The sequence below is a fragment of the Mucilaginibacter sp. KACC 22773 genome (assembly GCF_028736215.1).
In the GTDB taxonomy this organism is placed as follows: Bacteria; Bacteroidota; Bacteroidia; order Sphingobacteriales; family Sphingobacteriaceae; genus Mucilaginibacter.
Genome location: NZ_CP117883.1, coordinates 506,271 through 526,227, shown reverse-complemented (window position 1 = coordinate 526,227; position 19,957 = coordinate 506,271). Strand labels below are relative to the sequence as shown.

Annotated in this window: 15 protein-coding genes; 11 read left to right on the top strand and 4 right to left on the bottom strand. The window is 42.9% G+C overall.

Going from position 1 to position 19,957, the window contains the following annotated elements; genetic code table 11:
- Nucleotides 1–157: 157 nt before the first annotated feature.
- The 3 genes from PQ469_RS02225 to PQ469_RS02215 all read left to right on the top strand — a co-directional run bounded on the left by PQ469_RS02225 (nt 158) and on the right by PQ469_RS02215 (nt 2,301).
- Entirely contained in the window at nt 158–511 is a 354-nt protein-coding gene (locus tag PQ469_RS02225) for a YciI family protein (RefSeq protein WP_090642264.1), read from the top strand.
- Between the two features lie 47 nt (nt 512–558).
- A complete protein-coding gene (locus tag PQ469_RS02220) occupies nt 559–1,794 on the top strand; it encodes an RNA polymerase sigma factor (protein WP_274211530.1) in 1,236 nt (411 codons plus the stop codon).
- A 150-nt stretch (nt 1,795–1,944) separates the two neighbouring features.
- Complete coding sequence (locus tag PQ469_RS02215) at nt 1,945–2,301, top strand: TfoX/Sxy family protein (protein WP_274211529.1); 357 nt, start codon at nt 1,945–1,947, stop codon at nt 2,299–2,301.
- A 181-nt stretch (nt 2,302–2,482) separates the two neighbouring features.
- On the opposite strand, the gene PQ469_RS02210 is transcribed toward PQ469_RS02215, so the two are convergent.
- Together PQ469_RS02210 and PQ469_RS02205 are read right to left on the bottom strand one after the other, a co-directional pair.
- Nucleotides 2,483–3,526 (bottom strand): helix-turn-helix transcriptional regulator, encoded by a 1,044-nt coding sequence (locus PQ469_RS02210; RefSeq protein ID WP_274211528.1) that lies wholly within the window; start codon nt 3,524–3,526, stop codon nt 2,483–2,485.
- Nucleotides 3,527–3,531: 5 nt separating this feature from the next.
- Nucleotides 3,532–3,843, bottom strand: a complete 312-nt coding sequence (locus tag PQ469_RS02205) for a hypothetical protein (RefSeq protein ID WP_274211527.1) — start codon at nt 3,841–3,843, stop codon at nt 3,532–3,534.
- Between the two features lie 123 nt (nt 3,844–3,966).
- Between PQ469_RS02205 and PQ469_RS02200 the strand changes: the two genes are divergently transcribed.
- Both PQ469_RS02200 and PQ469_RS02195 read left to right on the top strand, forming a co-directional pair.
- Nucleotides 3,967–4,752, top strand: coding sequence for a hypothetical protein (locus PQ469_RS02200; protein ID WP_274211526.1), 786 nt, complete (start codon nt 3,967–3,969; stop codon nt 4,750–4,752).
- Nucleotides 4,753–4,790: 38 nt separating this feature from the next.
- Nucleotides 4,791–5,012, top strand: coding sequence for a hypothetical protein (locus PQ469_RS02195; protein WP_274211525.1), 222 nt, complete (start codon nt 4,791–4,793; stop codon nt 5,010–5,012).
- 937 nt (nt 5,013–5,949) lie between these two features.
- On the opposite strand, the gene PQ469_RS02190 is transcribed toward PQ469_RS02195, so the two are convergent.
- A complete protein-coding gene (locus PQ469_RS02190) occupies nt 5,950–7,107 on the bottom strand; it encodes a beta-1,2-mannosidase (protein WP_274211524.1) in 1,158 nt (385 codons plus the stop codon).
- A gap of 412 nt (nt 7,108–7,519) precedes the next feature.
- On the opposite strand from PQ469_RS02190, the gene PQ469_RS02185 reads away from it, so the two are divergent.
- From PQ469_RS02185 to PQ469_RS02160, 6 genes are all read left to right on the top strand, one after another.
- Nucleotides 7,520–8,551, top strand: coding sequence for an IS110 family RNA-guided transposase (locus PQ469_RS02185; protein ID WP_274211337.1), 1,032 nt, complete (start codon nt 7,520–7,522; stop codon nt 8,549–8,551).
- Nucleotides 8,552–8,969: 418 nt separating this feature from the next.
- A complete protein-coding gene (locus tag PQ469_RS02180; RefSeq protein WP_274211523.1) occupies nt 8,970–10,382 on the top strand; it encodes a 3' terminal RNA ribose 2'-O-methyltransferase Hen1 in 1,413 nt (470 codons plus the stop codon).
- A gap of 302 nt (nt 10,383–10,684) precedes the next feature.
- Nucleotides 10,685–13,246: a polynucleotide kinase-phosphatase gene (locus tag PQ469_RS02175; RefSeq protein WP_274211522.1), complete on the top strand. Its 2,562-nt coding sequence runs from the start codon at nt 10,685–10,687 to the stop codon at nt 13,244–13,246.
- 113 nt (nt 13,247–13,359) lie between these two features.
- Nucleotides 13,360–14,112, top strand: coding sequence for a nucleotidyltransferase domain-containing protein (locus PQ469_RS02170; RefSeq protein ID WP_274211521.1), 753 nt, complete (start codon nt 13,360–13,362; stop codon nt 14,110–14,112).
- The gene (locus PQ469_RS02165) at nt 14,109–15,179 is read left to right on the top strand and encodes a DNA polymerase beta superfamily protein (RefSeq protein WP_274211520.1); all 1,071 of its coding nucleotides are present in this window, start codon (nt 14,109–14,111) and stop codon (nt 15,177–15,179) included. The genes PQ469_RS02170 and PQ469_RS02165 overlap by 4 nt, the downstream gene beginning before the upstream one ends.
- Before the next feature lie 43 nt (nt 15,180–15,222).
- Nucleotides 15,223–15,516, top strand: a complete 294-nt coding sequence (locus PQ469_RS02160; protein WP_274211519.1) for a hypothetical protein — start codon at nt 15,223–15,225, stop codon at nt 15,514–15,516.
- 98 nt (nt 15,517–15,614) lie between these two features.
- Here PQ469_RS02160 and PQ469_RS02155 read toward each other — a convergent pair whose 3' ends face one another.
- Nucleotides 15,615–19,769, bottom strand: coding sequence for a hybrid sensor histidine kinase/response regulator (locus PQ469_RS02155; RefSeq protein WP_274211518.1), 4,155 nt, complete (start codon nt 19,767–19,769; stop codon nt 15,615–15,617).
- Between the last annotated feature and the right edge of the window lie 188 nt (nt 19,770–19,957).

The window sequence follows — 19,957 nt, the reverse complement described above, 5'->3', positions numbered from 1 at the left end:
AGATACAGGATTTTTTAAAATGCTACATTTATTTTTCGATTGCAAATTTGGCGTATCTTGAACCGGTAATTGAAATATATAAATATTTTTCGGACCGTTGTCCTATCCGGCAAAACCTGATCGTCTTATAGCTTTAATCACCAAAATTTAAATCATCATGAACGAATTTTTATTGATCTTCAGACAAGTTGAGGAAAACGCTACAGAGTCACGGTCGCCAGAGCAAATGCAGGCAACCATGAAATTATGGATGGACTGGCTGGGCGGTGTTGCCGCACAAAACAAGCTGGTTACCAATGGCAACCGCCTGTATAACGGCACAGGATCTGTAATAAGGCCAGATGGGATAGTTACCAACGGCCCTTATGTTGAAATTAAAGAATTAATAGGCGGCTACTCCATCATCAAGTGCGATACTTTGGAAGAGGCTACCGAAATTTCAAAAGGCTGCCCAATTTTGCTGGTTGGTGGTAATGTTGAGGTGCGCCAGATTGTACCCATGAATATGTAATTTTATGCTGCCACCTCCTGCATGCGGGAGGTGGCATTATGCTTGCCATGAACAATACCGAACTGCTGCCGCATTTATTCCGTACCGAGTACCGTAAAATAGTATCGGTGCTATACAAGCACTTTGGTTTTGAGCATCCCGAAATTGCCGAAGATATAGCCAGTGAAACTTTTTTAAGCGCCGCCGAAACCTGGGGGCTTAAGGGCCTGCCCGAAAATCCGGTAGCCTGGCTTTACGCTGTTGCCCGCAACAGGGCCAAAGATTATTTAAAGCGCAATAAGATCTTCGACCAAAAAGTCACCCCCATCCTGCAGTCGGCACAGCCGGATTATGCTGAGTTTGAAATAGACCTGTCGGACAAACACATTAATGACAGCCAGCTACAGCTGATGTTTGCCATTTGCCAGCCGGTATTACCTGCCGAGGCACAGGTGAGCCTGGCATTAAGAATTCTTTGCGGGTTTGGGATTGATGAAATTGCCGACGCTTTTTTATCCAACAGAGCCACCATCAATAAACGCCTGTTCAGGGCGAAGGAAAAATTACGGGAAGAAAAAGTGAAGATTGAATTCCCGGCCACTTCCCAAATAAGCAAAAGGCTGCAGGCGGTTTTAACTACCCTGTATTTATTGTTTAACGAAGGCTATTACTCTACCAGCCAGGATGCACCTTTACGCAAAGACCTTTGTTTAGAGGCCATGCGCCTCACCTACCTGCTTATTGAAAATGAACTAACCAACCTGCCCGAAACTTATGCCCTGATGGCGCTGATGTGTTTCCATTCCTCGCGTTTTGATGCCCGTACCGATGAACATGGCGAAATGGTGCGGTATGACGATCAGGATACCCGCCTTTGGGTTGATGAGCTGATAGATAAAGGAAAATACTACCTGGAACTGGCCTCCAAAGGCAGCCAGGTAAACAAATACCACCTGGAAGCTGCCATTGCCTACTGGCATACCGTAAAGGAGGATACTATAGATAAATGGGAAAGCATCCTGCAGTTATACAACCGCCTGCTGCAAATTGCCTATTCGCCCGCTGCCGCGCTCAACCGCACCTATGCCCTGTACAAAGCCCGTGGCAAACAGGATGCCATTATTGAAGCCGAAAAATTAAAGCTGAACGATAACCACCTGTACCACGTGTTATTGGGCCATTTGTATAAAGATGCAGATAACACATCTGCCATAGCTCATTTACAAACCGCGTTAAACCTGGCCAAAACTGTAAGTGAGAAAAACCGGATTAAAAAAGATTTGGCGCAATTGAAAGTAACCTGATTTTCGTTAATTTCATAAAATTATCTAATAACACCTATTACTTTATTAATCATGCAATTACGATAGTTTTAGTCGAAAGTCTTAAGCTCTCAGCAAAAAAGAATAAATTGACTTTTGACTCAAGACTTAGTACTATTAACTTAACACCACATGGCTTACGACGAACAATTAACCAACCGCGTGCGCGAAGCGCTAAGCGAACAGCCTAAAATTGACGAGATAAAAATGTTCCAGGGATTGTGCTTTATGGTTGATGACAAGATGTGCGTTTGCGTACGCGATAACGGCCTGCTTTTCCGCATTGGCCAAAACCAGGCAGCTGTTGAACTGGAAAATGGCGATTGCCGCCAGATGATAAACGGCGGCCGGGTAATGAAGGATTATGTTTGGGTTGATGGAGACGACATTGGCTCCAATAAAAAATTTGACTATTGGATAGGTTTGGCTTTGGAGTTTAATAAGGTAGCTAAGGCATCGAAGAAGCGGGGAGGAAAGGGGAAAGGCTAAAGGTGATGGGCAAAAGGTCAAAATGTTTTCCCGAAAACTGTGTCCTCACAGGCATCTTCCCAATATATAGTCCGGTTGCCCAGTCCGAACAAACTGCCATTGGAATAGTGGTTTGTAAGGACACAAACCGATGGAAAGGGATACAAACCGGAGGAAAACTTTTACAACTGAACATTGCCCTTTATTCTTCCGAACTAACCTGTATAGCCGAGGGAACTTCATATCTGTTGAGCGATTTTTGCAATAATATCTTCATCTGTTTAACCAAAATCCTGGGTCCTAATACCTTTATTTTGGGGCCGAAACCCAGCAGTTCGCGTTCCAGCTCAAAATTCATGATTACGCGGATAGTAAAAACTTTGCCGCCGTTCTCTTCGCTCACTACTTTTTGAGTATGGTGCAGGGGCTTGGTAATCACGTAGGGTGCGTTGGCATCATCAATCCAGAACACAACCTGTGTATCGCGCTGTCCCGGCGATTTGGTTACACCGATAACATCACTATAATAAGTGCCAAAATCTATCGATTTATTTTCGCGGTACTCATCGGAATGCTCTTCTATGGTTTGAATCCTATCGAGTGCCAGGTTTAACATTTGGGCATTTCTTTTATGTGGCATGCCCAATACAAACCAGCGGTTGCGGTACTCTTTTAATAGGTACCCGCTAAAGCAAAAGGTGTTAGCCTCGCGCGCTTTGAACGATTGGTAGGTAATGCACATGGTTTTTTTAGCTACGATGGCCTTACGGATAACCTCGATATACTCCAGCCCCTTCAGGTTGTCGTTTTTTTCAAAATCGATAACCGGTGTGCTGTGTGTTTTTTGCGAATAGATTTTATCCTCCAGCTTGCTCACCATTTCGTTCAGATCGGTAAAGTGGTTAAAGCCTTTAAATTGTTTTAGCAGGCTTGATACCTCACTCAAAACTTTTAAATCCTGCTGGTTAATGGGGCTGTTCGTAATGCTGTAGTTTTTATCGGCATAGGTGTAGTACTTTTTATCAACTACAATAATTGGTGCCTCATAGCCCAGCTTATTGCTGCGCATCATCTCGATATCAGCCTGTACTGATCGGCGGCTTACGCCTTTATCAATGCCTTCAAATTCGTATAAGGCATCCGAGCAGGCATCAATTAAATCGTCAAGCGTCCATTTTTTATAGCGGTTTTGCAGGCAATTGTCAATAGTACGGTAGCGGATAAGGGCATTGCGGTTTACAGGCATACTATTTAGTTTGGCGTGTTAAACTGCATTTTCATAATGAATTCAACATTTAAAGATCCCTTGTGCAAGGGAACAGGTATGGCTAATACCACCTCCCACCCTATTGACGACATGTAGTTTAAGGCATCTACCAGGGTGTAGTATTCTGTCACTTTTAATGTAGCTTGTATTATGGCATCGTTTTCCTTAAAAACGGGATTATCTTTTAATCCGAAATCAATCACTACATCTTGTTCGCTACTGTAAAACAACTTATTCTCAATTCTTAATTTACAAAATTGTACTGTGGTAACTGGGGGTGTTGTAGGTTGATCCATTGCGATAAGTTTATTTAGACCGTTAAAATAATAAATTATTTTTTACTGCGCAAAAAGACTGCGCAGTGGCTGTTTTATTTTGTATCATCAACAAGATAATAATTAACTACTTTAGAATTGGCTATGACTAAATATCAATCAAAATTTACTGTTGCCGATGCTGCCCGAATCTTAAAAGTAGATAAGGTGATCATTCAAAAATGGGCATTTATGTTTTCTGAATATATGGGCGTCAAAGCTAATCCATCAAAAGGGATTACGAGGGAATTTCAATTAGAGGATATAAGAGTTATGGCACATATTTATACGGAATGGGAAGACGATCCCGATATCGAGTGTATAAAGATTGGCTTAAATAGAAAAGATCAATTTGAGAATCCATATATTACTGATTTGATAAGTTCATTAACTCCTATATTCATTGACCCACCTGAGGATATTGACGAAACATGGACACACGGGGCAATTTTTGCTGGATTATCTTCATTTGCAGATTTATTGCCACTGGCAAGGGCCTATAAACTTGCCGGCGATCGATTGACCGAAATTGCTGTAGAAAACGAGGAGGCTTGGCTGCTAATATGCCCTATAATGTTCAATTACAGACATTCTATCGAATTATATTTAAAAGTTATTACCGGTGAGTATAAGCAAAATCACAATCTGATCCATTTATATAATAAGCTAACGGTGTTATTAAAAAATGAGTTTAATTTAAAGCCTCCCGAATGGCTTGAAAACACGATAGTATCTTTTAATGACTTTGACCCAAGCAGCACCACATTTAGGTATGGCGGTGGTTCTGAAAAAGATGAGGTATTCATAGATTTTGTAAAACTAAAAGGTCGAATGGGATGGCTATCTAAAATATTCCAAAACATATTACATCATAAAGGAATAACATATTAAGTGATATAATTATTTGCTTTCACTAATAATTAAGAATAATGTCATCTTTTATAAACATAGCAAAAGACATCTTATACCTAATAGGCTCTATTTTAGGTATTATTGGCTTTTTTAGAACGATTAAAAAAAGAGAAAACTCTGGATTTAACTATAGAACCGATTTTGGAAATGAAGTTGAGCCGTTTGTTATCTGCATAAGAGGCAATATTTACAATTTGGAAGTAACTAACAAAGATCGATCAGTTATGGTACAAAAATAGGCCTCAGATATTATCCCCAATTACAATGCGCTTAAAGCCAACAAGTATATCCCCGAGAGATCTGCATATTTTACAGTGTTTAAAGAGGATGAATTTTTAAAAATAGACAATAACAGTCTTAAAATGGAAGACTTACATCTAAAATATGAAGATAGATTTCAAAATCGGTATCATCAAATATTTTCATTCGATAAAAAAGAAATCGGCAATCAAGATCGCATAAAAAGAACCAATAGGAGCTGCTATAAATTAACCACAAGAAAATATCGTTTTTGTTATCTATGGTTTCCACTCATAACAAGACATCTAAAATCATAACGTGATTTTCTTGCTTCAGATAAAAGTCTTTTTTCTTCTTATTCAAAGTGGAAAGCATCTCTTATTAAATAATATTTTTTTCTTCTCAACCCTATTGTAAATGAGCGATTTTGTGCTTAACTTCATACTACCAATTTCAAATAAACCAAAATATCAGGAGAAGTCGTCATGAAGAAAAATGTCACTGTAGTTAACCAGCCAGAGAAAGCTGAGGCTACAAAATCTGAATCAGTACCCTGCCAAAGTCTTAACCCCAAAATGTACCGCGATCACACGCGTTGCGACCATTCGTATGGGCGGGTTAATAAGTTCCCGTTCGGCAGCAGCCACGGGCCGTTCTCATTTTAGGAAGAACTTTATAACGACCTCTTTGCGCAGGCAGATCATCTCTTGGTCTGTGTGTTTAAGGGTGCACACTTACGTGCTTAAAAAGTATGCGCCCTTAAATTTTTAGTCTTAAGTCTAAAGCCTTAAGTTCTAAGTCAGAAAAGAATTAATTAGCTTTTGATTATACACCTTAATACTATTAAGCGGGCTGCCTTTCATCGAAACCTTCAAATTCTACATCAACAAGAATAAATTGACTTTGGACTTAGAACTTAAGGCTTAAGACTTAGCCCTAATTCCCCCCAACCGGATCGGGCTTAGCCGGACTGGCCGGATCATAAACCGCCACCCCTACCCTCGAATCGGCGCAGCCATAGTACAGATACCATTTCTTTTTAAAGTAAACCATCCCCTCAATAAACACTGTTCCGTTAACGTATTGCCCGCTTTTTTCAAATGGCTCCATCGGCCGCAAAAAAGGCAGATCAAGCCTGGTAATATTTTTAGCCGGGTCTTTACTATCAAACAAAGCCTGCCCCGCGCAGTACGAATTGGGGTTAAACCTGGTATCCCTGCCTTCTGCTGGTTTGTTTTTGCCGTTATAAAACAATATGATTCCCTTATCGGTCATCAACGCGGGCGGGCCGCACTCGGTAAGGTCGCTGTCAAAATAGCCTGGGCGTGGCGATATCAGTTGTTTCAATTCCATGTTCTTATCCACCACCGGCGCCCAGTCAACCAAATTGGTTGATGTTGCGGCGTACACATGCTGCTCGCCCCAATACAGCCAGTATTTCCCATTGATTTTAATGATCACCTGTTTGCCATTCACCACCTTGGTGAGTATTGATGCCGATTTACTGGCGATGTTAAAAAATTGGCCACGATAAGCCTGTTCGAAAATAGGCCCGTGCTTTTTCCAGTGAATCAGGTCGGTTGAGGTAGCTACGCCCAGGCGGGGCAGTTTACGGTTCCATTCGGTATAAAACACAACGTATGTACCACCGGCAGTAACGGCCACCCGCGGGTCTTCACAGCCCCCGGGCCATTCGTAGGGTTTGGCAGCGTCGTTAGCAGGGTAAAGCACGGGGGCTTTTCGCCTTGTAAAATGCAAGCCGTCGCTGCTTTCGGCATAACCCAGCCGCGATGTGCGGAAACCGATGCCAATACCAAACTTGTCTTCGGCCCGGTATAAAACTACCACCTTGCCATTTTTAACGGCTGCACCAGGGTTAAAAGTATCGTTAGCCTCCCAGGCCACCGGCTTTTTACTCATCGGGTCAATAAACGTGAGGCTGGTATCGGGCGATATAATAGGGTTCAACTTTGCAGGGCGCGCAAAACCGCCAAAAGCCCAGTCGGGCAGCACATTGGTTGTAGCCTGCCCAAAACATGTCTGGCTTAACAGCAGCAAAACAAAAGCCCTGGCTATTTTAAAAATTGGTTTCATAAACGGATTATATTGGTTTACAATAGTACGTGGTATTGCGGGGAATAAAAATTAAATGTTTGAGGGGGGATAGCTATTGGTTAATTCTGATGTGTATGGTTTTACACGAGCATTGGCTTTGAACGCTGGCTAAGACTCACCCGGCGAGGCTTCGCCCGCCACCCTCCTATGTTTGTTATCATAATATAAGCAAATAGATTTGCATTATAAAGTGAAAAGGAAATGAGAGCAGATGGCGACCCCAACAACCATTAAGGTATGTTCAGAGAGAGATCCTGCCTCATTTCTTTTTACCCTTTAGAGTTTGAACAGAATGTAAGGAATATTGCATAGCGATATATCCAGGATATCCAACCAGGAGAGCAAACGAAGAGGGGTTATTCACTTTTGATATTATTAATCAAATCAGGTGATGACAAAGATTTTAAAACAGGTAGCCGGCATTGACGTGGCGCAAAATGAACTGGTAGTTTCTTTAGGACGGATGGATCGATCCCTTCATAAAGAAGTGTATGCTTACAAAACATTTGCCAACAAGCCGTCGGGGTTTACAGCGTTATTGGTATGGATAAAGAAACATACAGATAACCAGGTAAATGTCCATTATGTAATGGAAGCAACTGGTGTTTACCATGAAAAAGCAGCTTATCATCTTAGCGATCAGGGCTTTGAAGTAAGTATTATACTGCCGAATAAGATCAGTAGTTACATGAAAACATTGGAGATAAAAACGATCACAGACAAAACAGCATCGGAGGCTATTTGCCAGTTTGGATTAGAAAGAAACCTTAAAGTATGGCAGAAGCCTAAAAAGATATTCCGGGATTTGAAACAGCTGACACGGGAACGGGACCAGATTGTAGCCGACCGTACAATGACTAAAAATCAATTGCATGCAGAACAGGCAGAAGCTTTTCCTAACGATAGGAGTTTATACCGGGCAAACCAACGGATTAAACTACTCAACGGGCAGGAAAAGGAGATCAAGCGGGAAATAGCCGAACTGGTAAAATTGGACAAAGAGCTTCATAGAAAGATAAACCTTATCATGTCAATACCAGGAGTAGGAGGTTTAACGGCCGTAACAGCAGTTGCCGAGACCAATGGATTTGAACTGATCCGGAATAAGAAGCAAGTTGTAAGTTTGGGAGGTCTGGATGTGATCGTAAAAGACTCAGGTACATCAGTCAAGGGAAAACCAAGGATATCAAAGCGGGGGAACAGACATCTGAGGAAAGCGATGCACATGCCAGCTTTAACCGCTATAAGGCACGACGAGCGCTTTAAAGCCATATTCATCAGGCTGGTATCTAAACATGGGATCAAAATGAAGGCAGTAGTAGCTGTACAACGAAAAATACTGGAAATGATCTATACGATCTGGACAACGGAAAAGAAATATGATAAAGAATACTTACAAAAAGAAAATATAGCAACCGCTTAAAAGAGTTAGGGCGAATAAAACACGAAGTTATACCGCCCTAAACAGGCTGACATAAAGCCGCCTTAAGAAAACAAAATTAAAAAGAATTTGATAATTAACACAGAATCTCTCTTCAACCTGCGGTTGGAAAGAGGGGCTTGAAAATTCATCATTTATTTTTCTCTGAGAAAGTAATAAAACAACTTCCAACCTTCAAGCCCCTCTTTCCTGCGCAGCAGAAGAGAGAGGGTGCCCCAGCGCAGCGTCGGGCGGGTGAGTCTTCGCCGCCATACTAAATGCACCATTCATCCCCATAATAAATTCACATTTCACAACTTTTCCATCTACTACGCAAAAAGGCTGCGCACTCCCCTCCTTACTTTGTATCCTATTACAAAACATCAATAAATAATTATACATTAAGCGCAGCTATCAATTTATGTTACTCACTATATCCACCACCCATTTCCCGGCCGATGATCTGAGCTTTTTGCTGCACAAGCATCCGGCGAAGATCCAGTCTGTCGATATTTCTTCGGGCAAGGCCCATATATTTTACCCGGAGGTAAGCGCGCAAAAATGTACTGCCGCTTTGCTGCTGGACATAGATCCTGTAGGCCTGGTACGCAGCGCAGGCCCGAAAGGGAACGGTTTTGCACTGGAGCAATACGTGAACGACAGGCCTTATGTAGCCAGTTCGTTCATGAGCGCAGCCATAGCCAAGGCCTATTCATCAGCCCTTAACGGCCGTTGTAAAGGCAAGCCTGAACTGGTTGATATAGCCATGCCCTTTACCGCAAAGCTTGCCGTATTGCCTGTTAAAGGAGGCGAAATACTATTAAAAGCGCTTTTTGAACCTTTGGGATATACCATTAATGCTGTACAACATCCGCTGGATACAACTTACCCTGACTGGGGCGTTAGCCGATATTTTACCGTAGAGTTAAGCAACCAGGTAACCCTGCAGCAATTGCTATCGCACCTGTATGTGTTAATCCCGGTATGTGATAATGATAAACACTATTGGGTAAACCACGAGGAGATTGAAAAATTGCTGGCTAAAGGCAAGGGCTGGTTGGAAACACATCCCGCAAGCGAACTCATAGTTCGCCGGTACATGAAAGACCAGCGTTCATTGGCAAACCAAACACTGGATGTTTTACTGAGTAAAGACCAGGCTGACCCCGATGCTGCTGAAATGGAAGCTCCCGGAATAAATGATGCGGAAGAGCCGCAGTTACGCATCCATGACCTGCGTTTACAGGCTGCCAAAGATGAATTACTATCTGCCGGCGCTAAACGCGTGGTTGATTTGGGTTGCGGAGAGGGCCGCCTCATCAAACTGTTATTAGCCGAAAAGCAATTTGAGTTTGTTTTGGGGATGGATGTAAACTACCGCTCGCTTGAAATTGCCAAAGATAGGCTGAAGCTGGACCGGATGACCGAAAGGCAGCTGCAAAGGGTGCAGCTGATTCAGGGCTCATTAACCTACCGCGATAAACGCCTGCAAGGCTTTGACGGTGCTGCCCTGGTAGAAGTAATTGAACACCTGGACGAGCAGCGTTTAATCGCCCTGGAAATATCGGTGTTTGAATACGCCAAACCAGAAGTGGTTGTAATAACCACGCCCAACGCCGAATATAATGTACGTTTTGCCGCTCATGAAGCAGGTAAAATGCGCCATAACGATCATCGCTTTGAATGGACAAGGCCCGAATTTGAAGCATGGGCAAACCGGGTGGCCGCACAATTTGGCTACACCGTATCATTTAAACCCGTTGGCGAGGTTGACCCCGAGGTAGGTGCATTAAGCCAGATGGCGGTATTTAAGCAAGAGGAAAGTGGGTTATAACTCGGATTTGGCGAAATTCTGAAGGGGAATGACGTATATCGCATGGCGGCGACGACTCACCCCGACTAGGCTGCGCCCGTCTGCCCCTCCTCCGACTACGTCGCATAGAGGGGCTCGAAAAAATAATAAAATAAAAATGGGGTTACCCTCTTTGCGGCTTCAGCCGGAGAGAAGGTCGGCCAGCGCAGTGTAGCCGGGTTGAGTGGTGGCCTGCGTTAAAAGCCGATGGTTATTTGAACCAAAACACCTCATGGATAACCTGTTTAAGAATCGCGGCATAGGAATTAAAATAAAAAGAAGAAATGTCAAGAGATAAAAATATAAAAATACCCGAATTGGCTTTAGTAGTGCTGATAGGTGCAACCGGCTCGGGGAAATCGAGTTTTGCCCGGAAGCATTTTAAGCCAACGGAAATCATATCGTCAGATACCTGCCGTGGTATGGTAAGCGATGATGAAAATAACCAGGCTGCATCGGCAGATGCTTTTGCGCTGGCAAGGTACATTACCGGCCTGCGTTTAAAAAACGGCTTGCTTACCGTGATAGACGCTACCAATGTACAGGAAGAAGCACGCCGCGACTGGGTGAAACTGGCCAAAGAGTATCATTGCCTGCCGGTAGCCATCATCCTGAATATGCCCGAAAAAGTTTGTGCCGCCAGGAACGCTCTGCGGCCCGACCGTAATTTTGGCGCTCATGTTATCCCGCAGCATATATCGCAGTTAAAGCGCAGTTTTAAAAAGCTGAAGTATGAAGGTTTCCGCAATATCATTGAATTACGCTCGCCAGAGGAGGTGGATGCGATAACCGGCATCGTCCGCGACCCATTGTATAATAATAAAAAGCATGAAAACGGCCCGCTGGATATTATAGGCGACATACATGGATGCTACGACGAACTGGTAACCTTGTTGGGCAAATTAGGCTATGTAAACAATGCAGAAACCTGGGCGCATCCCGAAGGCAGAAAAGCTGTATTTGCAGGCGACCTGGTTGACCGCGGGCCGAAAACGCCCGAAGTGTTAAAATTGGTAATGGCGATGACAGCAGCCTGCACGGCGTACTGCGTACCCGGCAACCATGATGTTAAACTGATGCGCTGGCTTAATGGTAAAAATGTACAGGCCAAGCACGGCTTAGAAAAATCAATCGAGCAATTAGCCGGCGAAACACCTGAGTTTAAGAACCAGGTAAGCAAATTCATTGATGACTTAGTAAGCCATTATGTATTTGACGATGGCAAACTGGTGGTTGCCCATGCGGGATTAAAAGAAAGCATGCAGGGCCGGGGATCTGGCGCTGTACGCGAGTTTTGTTTATATGGCGATACAACGGGCGAGATAGATGAATTTGGCTTGCCTGTAAGGCTTAACTGGGCTGCCGAATATACCGGCAAGGCCATGGTGGTTTACGGGCATACACCGATACCGCATGCGCAGTGGTTAAACAATACCATCGATATTGATACCGGCTGCGTATTTGGCGGTTCGCTTACGGCGTTGCGTTATCCCGAAAGAGAATTGGTTACTGTAAAAGCGAAGGAGGTTTATTGCGAACCGGCAAAACCATTAAATTATGTTAAGCCATCGGCAGAAAGCTTAACCCTGCAACAGGAAAACGACCAGGTACTGGATATTGCCGATTTTATGGGGAAACAAATTGTAGAAACACGGCTGGGCAACAATATCACCATCAGGGAAGAGAATGCCATTGCAGCCTTGGAAGTGATGAGCCGCTTTGCCATCAACCCAAAATGGCTTATTTATTTGCCGCCGACCATGAGTCCAAGCAAAACAAGCATTTTGGATGATTACCTGGAGTTCCCGACCGAGGCTTTTGATTATTACCAGGCTGCAGAAATAGGCCGGGTAGTTTGCCAGGAAAAACATATGGGGTCAAGGGCAGTAGTTATTGTGGGTAAAAACGAGGCGGCTATCAGCAAGGCTTTCGGCATCAGCAATGAGGGTATCGGCAGCATTTATACCCGTACAGGCCGGGCATTTTTTAATGATAAAAATACCGAGCAGGCTTTGCTGAGCAGGTTGAATGCCGCTTTGATCAATTCGGGATTTTACGAGCGTTTTGATACCGATTGGGTTTGCCTGGATACCGAGCTAATGTCATGGAGCGCCAAAGCGCAAGCCTTATTGCAAACGCAGTACGCCGCTGTGGGTACGGCCGCCACGCATGCTTTAGCCGAAGTAACCGACGCTCTAAAGCAACTGGCCGCCAGAGATGCCAATGGCGAAACTCTTTTGGTTGAGTACGGTGAAAGGCAAAAAGAGGCAGAACATTTTACAGCCGCCTACCAACGCTATTGCTGGCCGGTAAACAGTTTGGACGATTACAAGCTGGCCCCCTTCCACATCATGGCATCCGAAGGGAAGCTATGGACGGGCGAAAATCATGAGTGGCATATGGAGCAGATTGCGAAGATCTGCTCACATGATCCGGCCATATTGCTAACAACGCCTTATAAAGTTGTGGACCTGAATGATGCTGCCAGCATAAACGAGGCAACAGAATGGTGGTTAGCTTTAACAGCTAAAGGCGGCGAGGGCATGGTAGTTAAGCCCTATCATTTTATCGAAAAAGATAAAAAGGGGCTAATACAGCCTGCCATTAAAATACGGGGCAGGGAATACCTGCGCATTATTTACGGCCCGGAATATACCGCGCCCGAAAATATGGAACGGCTAAAATCGAGAGGGCTCAACGCCAAAAGAGGCCTGGCCCTGCGCGAATTTTTGCTTGGCGTTGAAGGCCTGCAGCGTTTTACCGATAAGGAGCCGTTAAGGCGTGTGCATCAGTGCGTGTTTGGTGTACTGGCCATGGAAAGCGAGCCGGTCGACCCAAGATTGTAATTTTTTGTAGAGACGCATAATTGCGTCTCCCGCGTTTAAGTGTAAGATTTGCAATTGAGACTGTCCTGCGGGAGACGCAATTATGCGTCTCTACATTTGAAAAATATTTTAACATGAAACAAATCATCCTCCAAAAACTGCTCGAACTGGAGCAGTCGGAAAATATAAAAATCCTGTACGCCTGCGAATCGGGCAGCAGGGCATGGGGCTTTGCCTCGCCCGATAGTGATTTTGATGTGCGGTTTATCTACTCCCGCCCTGCCAACGATTATCTGAGCATTGTTGAAATGCCCGATGTGGTTGGCCTGCCGGTTAACGAGGTATTGGATATAGGCGGCTGGGATTTAAAGAAGACTTTAAAACTGTTCATGAAATCAAACGCGCCCTTATACGAGTGGCTGCAATCGCCGATAGTATACCGGCAGGATGATGTTTTTGCTGATGAGCTGCGGAGCTTGATGCCCGGCTATTTTTCCTTACGATCTGCCGGGAACCACTATTTATCTATGGCGCATAATACCCTTCGGAATGATTTGCAGGCTGAGGAGGTAAAACTTAAACGATATTTTTACGCTTTGCGCCCGGCGCTTGCCTGTAGATGGATAGTGGAAAAACAAACCGTACCGCCAATGGAATTTGATAAGCTGCGTGTGTTGTTAGCCGATAACAAAATACAGGATGCAATAGACGTGTTATTGGCACAAAAACAAATGGCCGATGAAAAAGCGATGATAAAGCCGGTTAATATCTTAAATGAATGGCTGGCAGATACGCTGAATCAGTGCAGGGAACAATTGCAGCAATTTACATCAGAACAGCAACCGGCGCAGCCGTTAAATGAGCTATTCAGGAGGCATATACTATGATGGACTACAAGGAATTAAAACTACGTAAAGAACTCATCCTGCTGGATTGCATAAGCGGCAGCACCGCGTATAACCTCAACGTGGCCGGATCGGATGTAGACAAAAAAGGCATCTTCATGATGCCGCAAAAACAACTGTATGGCTTTGAGCGGCAGGAGCAGATAGCCAACGCCAGCAATGATGAGGTTTATTTTGAGATAGGCCGTTTTCTTGATCTGCTGATTAAAAACAACCCCAATATCCTGGAGTTGCTAAACACTCCGGCTGAACATGTATTGTTTTGCCATCCACTAATGGATCTGGTTAAACCCGCCGATTTTTTATCAAAACTGTGTATGGATACCTTTGCAGGCTATGCGCAAACGCAAATAAAAAAAGCACGGGGCCTCAACAAAAAAATAAACCGGCCAATGGATGGCAACCGTAAATCGGTATTGGATTTTTGCTATGTGATACACAACAACGGCAGTATCCCGCTAGAGGAATGGCTCAGGGAAAACAGTTACACCCAGGAACAATGCGGCCTTATTAACCTGGACCATTTCAGGAATGTATATTTATTATACCATCAAAGCCAGCTGACAGAAGGCCGGTTAAAAGGAATAGCATCGGGCACCGAGGCTGATGATGTTCAGCTAAGCCAGGTACCCAAGGGGATTGAAAACCTGGCGGTGATGAATTTTAATAAAGATAGTTATTCCATTTACTGCCGGGAATATAAGGAGTACCAGGAGTGGGAAGATAAACGGAACGATTTGCGGTACCAAAGCACGCTGGCTCACGGTAAAAGCTACGATGCCAAAAATATGATGCACACTTTCCGCTTGCTCAATATGGCCGAAGAAATAGCCCTGCATCAACAAGTAATAGTGAAACGCAATGACCGTGATTTTTTACTCAAGATCCGCACCGGCGAATTTGAGTTTGACGAGCTGATGAAAATGGTGGAAGAAAAAATGGAAAGCGTAAAAGCCGCCTATGAAACATCAGCCCTGCCCGAAAGGCCGGACATGGATAAAGCCGGATTGCTTTTGGTGCAGATAAGGGAGGCTTTTTATACAGGCTGAGTTTATTAACAACTTAAATTGCCACTTATAGTGAGTAAAAAATATGGCTATAGATTTTTATGATTTGTTCGACGGAAATAGAAAAAAGATATTATTCGAAATCGGCCAGAATGATTTTGATGAAATTGAATTTGCTTTCTCACACCTCAGGAAAAAAACAGGCGTGTATATAGATGCTTATGGCAAAAGCAAAATTTACAGGAACCATGTTGAACTGCTTGTTTCTTTTATGGCTGAAAGCATGAAAGAAGCAACTTCGGACAAAAGAAAAATCCTATCTGAAACTATAGCAAAGTTCAAAATAGTTGATAAGGGATTTTTAACCGAGGGCGATTAATACACCCCGGCAGGTAACCCTGCATAATAACCGGAACTATTTAGGATGTTATTAATTGCCAATTACCACATCCCGCAAATCATTCTATATTAAGCCATTCAAAACTTGCCTGGTTTAATATCTGCATTATCCTTCAAAGCCCACTTTTCCAGCTTGTTCACCAAATCATCCAGTTTAAATGGCTTGCTTATATAGTCGTCCATACCGGCGTCTATACAAATTTGCAGGTCGGTTTGCAGCGCGTTGGCTGTCATCGCGATAATAAAAGGACGTTCGGGGAAACGTTTTTTTATTATTCGCGTGGCTTCCAGGCCATCCATTTTGGGCATTTGTACGTCCATCAAAATCACATCGAATGTTTTCTTATTAACCAAATCGAGGGCTTCCAGGCCATCGGCCGCCAAATCGGCTTCATATCCCAGTTTACTCAAAACCTTCATAATTAATTTCTGATTCATCTGGTTGTCTTCGGCAACCAAAATATGCAATGGGTACCTTTCCGAGAAATTATCGGGCAGTTTATGTTTGGCGGTATCGGCCTGCTGCGGTTCGTTACTGGTTGAATTTACGTGCCTGGCAAGCTCTTTTATGATGTGTTTATATAAATTGTTTTGCTTGGCGGGTTTAGTTAATATGGAACAAAAAAGATCCGGATTATCCTTATGGAAAATATAACTTATCGAACTTAAAAGCATTATTGGTAAATCTGGAAATTTGGCCCTTATTAAATTGGCCAACTCAATTCCGTCCATAAACGGCATTTGCATATCGGTAATAACCAGCTTAAAATTATGGGGACGCGACAAGATGTCAAGCGCCTGCTCGCCTGAATTTGCTACTACAGGGCTTAGCTGCCACTGCTCCAGCTGGCCTTTTAAAATTCTGCAGTTGGTATCGTTATCGTCAACAATCAAAATCTCGCTTTTTTCAAAACCATTCATACTATGGTTTATTTGCACGGCATCTTGCAGTAAACTCCTTTGCGTATGAATATTAAACCTGAAAGTACTCCCTTTATCAATTTCACTCTCCACGCTAATTTTACCGCCCATTAGCTTCACCAGCTGCTCACTTATAACCAGCCCAAGCCCGGTACCGCCATACTGACGCGTGGTTGATGAATCGACCTGCGAAAATGCTTTAAATAACCGGTGCAGCTTATCGGCAGAAATACCAATGCCGGTATCTTTTATCTCGAAGCTTAATTCGATGTGATTATCTTCTGAAGTACTGAGCAAATGTACAGCCACATAAATTTCGCCCTTTTTGGTAAACTTGATAGCGTTACTTATCAGGTTAATCAGGATCTGTCGAAGCCTTAAACTATCGCCAATAATTTGCGCGGGTACATCATAGTCAATCTGGTAAACCAAATCGAGCTTTAGGTGGGCCGCTTTTAAGGCAAAAACATCAAAAACTTCTTCAATACAGGTGCGCAGGCTAAAATCCTTTTCCTCCAGTTCCATATTGCCCGATTCTATTTTAGAAAAATCTAAAATGTCGTTAATAACTGCCAGCAAATCTTCGCCACAGGTTTGTATAGATTCGGTGAAGGTTAGTTGTTCTTCATTCAAAGGTGTTTCGGCAAGTAAAGAGGCCATCCCGATTACCCCATTCATTGGCGTGCGGATCTCGTGGCTCATGGTAGCTAAAAATATACTTTTCGCCCGGTTGGCTTCCTCGGCTTCAAGCGCCAATTTTTTCTCCACCTCTATTGCCCGCGCCAGCTGCTCGGTACGTTCTTTTACCTGGCGCTCAAGCTCGGCCTTTTGATTTAATATAGAACGGGTTCGAATAATATAAAATGCCGGTCCGCTAATAATAAAAGCTAAAGCCACAATTAATTTAAACCACCAGGTGAGCCAAAAAGGAGGCGCAATATAAATAGTAATGGCTGTGCCTTTGTTATTCCATTTTCCGTCGTTGTTTGATGCCTTAACCCTGAATGTATATGTACCCGGATCAAGGTTTGTATAAGTGGCTGTCCGCTTAGTGCCAACGTAGTTCCAATCCTTATCAAAGTTATCCAGCTTATAAGCATATTGATTTTTTTCGGGAATGGTATAATTCAGTGCCGCAAATTCAAATGTAAGTACCGAGTGTTTATAGGACAGGTTTATAGCGCTTGTCTCGCTGATATCTTTTTGAAGCGGTGAGTTTTTATCGCCAGGGATAACAGGTTTGTTAAAAATCTGCAGCCCGGTTATATAAACAGGAGGAATAAAGTCATTATCTTTTAAACTATCAGGATAAAAAGTGCTGAATCCGTTTACGCCACCAAAAAAAAACTCTCCGTCTGCAGTTTGAAAAGCAGAGTGGCTTTTAAACTCATCTCCCTGCAACCCGTCTGAAATGCCATAGTTTCTGACGACTTTAGTTTTTGGATTAAACCTGGCAATCCCTTTGTTGGTACTTAGCCAAAAGTTTCCCTTATGATCTTTCAAAATAGTGTAAATCACATTATTCGGCAAACCCTCCCTTTCGGTGTATATCGTAAATGTTTGGCTGCGCTTGTTAAAAAGGTTAAGCCCGCCGCCGTTTGTACCTATCCACATATCACCGTCAGCAGTCTGGGTAATCGACTCGACAGTGTTGTTTGATAAGCTGTGTTTCTTTCCCTCATCGTGCCTGTAATGTGTAAAACGGCCGGTTTTAGGGTTTAATATATCCAAGCCATTATCGGTACCTATCCACATATTGCCCTGTTTATCCTGGTATACGGTAGTAACAATATCGCTGCCTACGCTGTTATCATCAAGCGGATTGTTCCTGTATCGGGTAAAGAGACCGGTTTTTACATTAAAATAATTAAGCCCCCCTTTCCAGGTACCTAACCATATGTTGCCATCATGGTCTTTATACATATTGTTAATATCTGAAAGGGAGAGGCTGCGCATATTATTTGCCTGGGGCATATAATGTATAAAAGTCCCCTTTTTTTTATCAAACAAGTCGAGCCCGCCAATATGGTAACCAATTGCAATAAGATTTTTATCTAACGGCACTATAGCCATTGGATAATTATTACTTATAGTGTTGGTATTATTATCATTATGCAGGTAATGAACAAAGGTCTTTTTCCTTCGGTTAAATAAATTCAGGCCACCTCCATCGGTGCCAATCCAAATATTTTCGTCGGTATCATCGCCGGATATGGCCAGCACATTATTGTTGCTTAAACTATTGGGGTTGTTTGGGTTTTGGCTGTATGAATTGAATTTGTTGCCCAACCCCGGTAAAAAATCAACTCCGCCCGAATAAGTGCCTATCCAGGTGTTCCCTGCGTCATCCTTATATAAACAGTAAACAGAGTTACTGCTAAGGCTGTAATGATCATTTGCATCAAATTTGTAACAAACAAACTTGTTGGCCGAATAATCGAGCACGCTTATTCCGCCATTTTCGGTCCCTATCCACAGTTTTCCATCGCTTTCCAGCATCGAAAGAATATCATTATGGCAAATACTGTTACTATTATTAGGGTCGTGTTTAAAATTTATAAATGAATCATTTTTACTATTATACAATGCCAGCCCTCCGCCATGAGTACCCACCCAAATATTACCCTTGCTATCTTTATATACGGCTTTTATCCAACTGGCGCCAATACTGTTGTTGTTTGCAGCATCATGAACATAACGGATAAACTCACCGTTTTGGGGATTAAAATGACACAGGCCATCATCAGTTCCTATCCATAACCAGCCATTATTATCTTCGGTAACCTGATATATAAACCCGTTAATTAAACCGCTTGTATTTTTGCCTGCGTACGTAATTTTTTTAAATGAACCATTTGCAGCATTAAATAAATATAAACCCTTACTGGTACCCAGCCATATCCTCTTTTTGCTATCCAAAAAAACAGACCTTACGGAGAAAGTTGAATGATCGGAATAATGAATAAACGTGTTTGTGGCGCGGTCAAATCTGTCAAGTCCGCTTTCGGTCCCAATCCATAAATTATGGGAACCGTCTTCCATTATAGATAGTACATAATTGTCAATGATGGTTGCTTTGTTATTCTGATCGTGCTTATAATGGGTAAATTTATAACCATCGTATTTATTAAGGCCGTCCTCGGTCCCGAACCACATAAAGCCACGGCTATCTTTAATGATGGTTACTACATGGCTTTGGGAAAGGCCTTCGTTTGTACTAAGTTGTTTAAATTTAAGATCGCGTGTTTGCGAATAACACAATCCGGAAAAAAGCTGGCATAAACACGAAATAAAAAGAAAAATTCGCCTCATTTTGCTGTGTTGATACTTTTACTGCAGATTATTTTTTATTAATATCGTAAACCTTATAAGTCAAAACAAAAGCGCTGCTTCAGTAAAATAATACTTTTGATTGTGGTTGGATTATTAATTCGGTTCGGAAATTTAATCTCAGCAATTCTACCGTCCGGCATATTCTCATTTGTTATTGATCACCCCAT

Excerpts from the sequence above, each read along its gene's own strand:
- PQ469_RS02195 (WP_274211525.1), top strand. The coding sequence starts at position 4,791 with ATGTCATCTTTTATAAACATAGCAAAAGACATCTTATACCTAATAGGC.
- PQ469_RS02225 (WP_090642264.1), top strand. The coding sequence starts at position 158 with ATGAACGAATTTTTATTGATCTTCAGACAAGTTGAGGAAAACGCTACA.
- PQ469_RS02160 (WP_274211519.1), top strand. The coding sequence starts at position 15,223 with ATGGCTATAGATTTTTATGATTTGTTCGACGGAAATAGAAAAAAGATA.
- PQ469_RS02170 (WP_274211521.1), top strand. The coding sequence starts at position 13,360 with ATGAAACAAATCATCCTCCAAAAACTGCTCGAACTGGAGCAGTCGGAA.
- PQ469_RS02205 (WP_274211527.1), bottom strand. The coding sequence starts at position 3,843 with ATGGATCAACCTACAACACCCCCAGTTACCACAGTACAATTTTGTAAA.
- PQ469_RS02200 (WP_274211526.1), top strand. The coding sequence starts at position 3,967 with ATGACTAAATATCAATCAAAATTTACTGTTGCCGATGCTGCCCGAATC.
- PQ469_RS02220 (WP_274211530.1), top strand. The coding sequence starts at position 559 with ATGAACAATACCGAACTGCTGCCGCATTTATTCCGTACCGAGTACCGT.
- PQ469_RS02175 (WP_274211522.1), top strand. The coding sequence starts at position 10,685 with ATGTCAAGAGATAAAAATATAAAAATACCCGAATTGGCTTTAGTAGTG.
- PQ469_RS02215 (WP_274211529.1), top strand. The coding sequence starts at position 1,945 with ATGGCTTACGACGAACAATTAACCAACCGCGTGCGCGAAGCGCTAAGC.
- PQ469_RS02165 (WP_274211520.1), top strand. The coding sequence starts at position 14,109 with ATGATGGACTACAAGGAATTAAAACTACGTAAAGAACTCATCCTGCTG.
- PQ469_RS02180 (WP_274211523.1), top strand. The coding sequence starts at position 8,970 with ATGTTACTCACTATATCCACCACCCATTTCCCGGCCGATGATCTGAGC.
- PQ469_RS02210 (WP_274211528.1), bottom strand. The coding sequence starts at position 3,526 with ATGCCTGTAAACCGCAATGCCCTTATCCGCTACCGTACTATTGACAAT.
- PQ469_RS02155 (WP_274211518.1), bottom strand. The coding sequence starts at position 19,769 with ATGAGGCGAATTTTTCTTTTTATTTCGTGTTTATGCCAGCTTTTTTCC.
- PQ469_RS02190 (WP_274211524.1), bottom strand. The coding sequence starts at position 7,107 with ATGAAACCAATTTTTAAAATAGCCAGGGCTTTTGTTTTGCTGCTGTTA.
- PQ469_RS02185 (WP_274211337.1), top strand. The coding sequence starts at position 7,520 with ATGACAAAGATTTTAAAACAGGTAGCCGGCATTGACGTGGCGCAAAAT.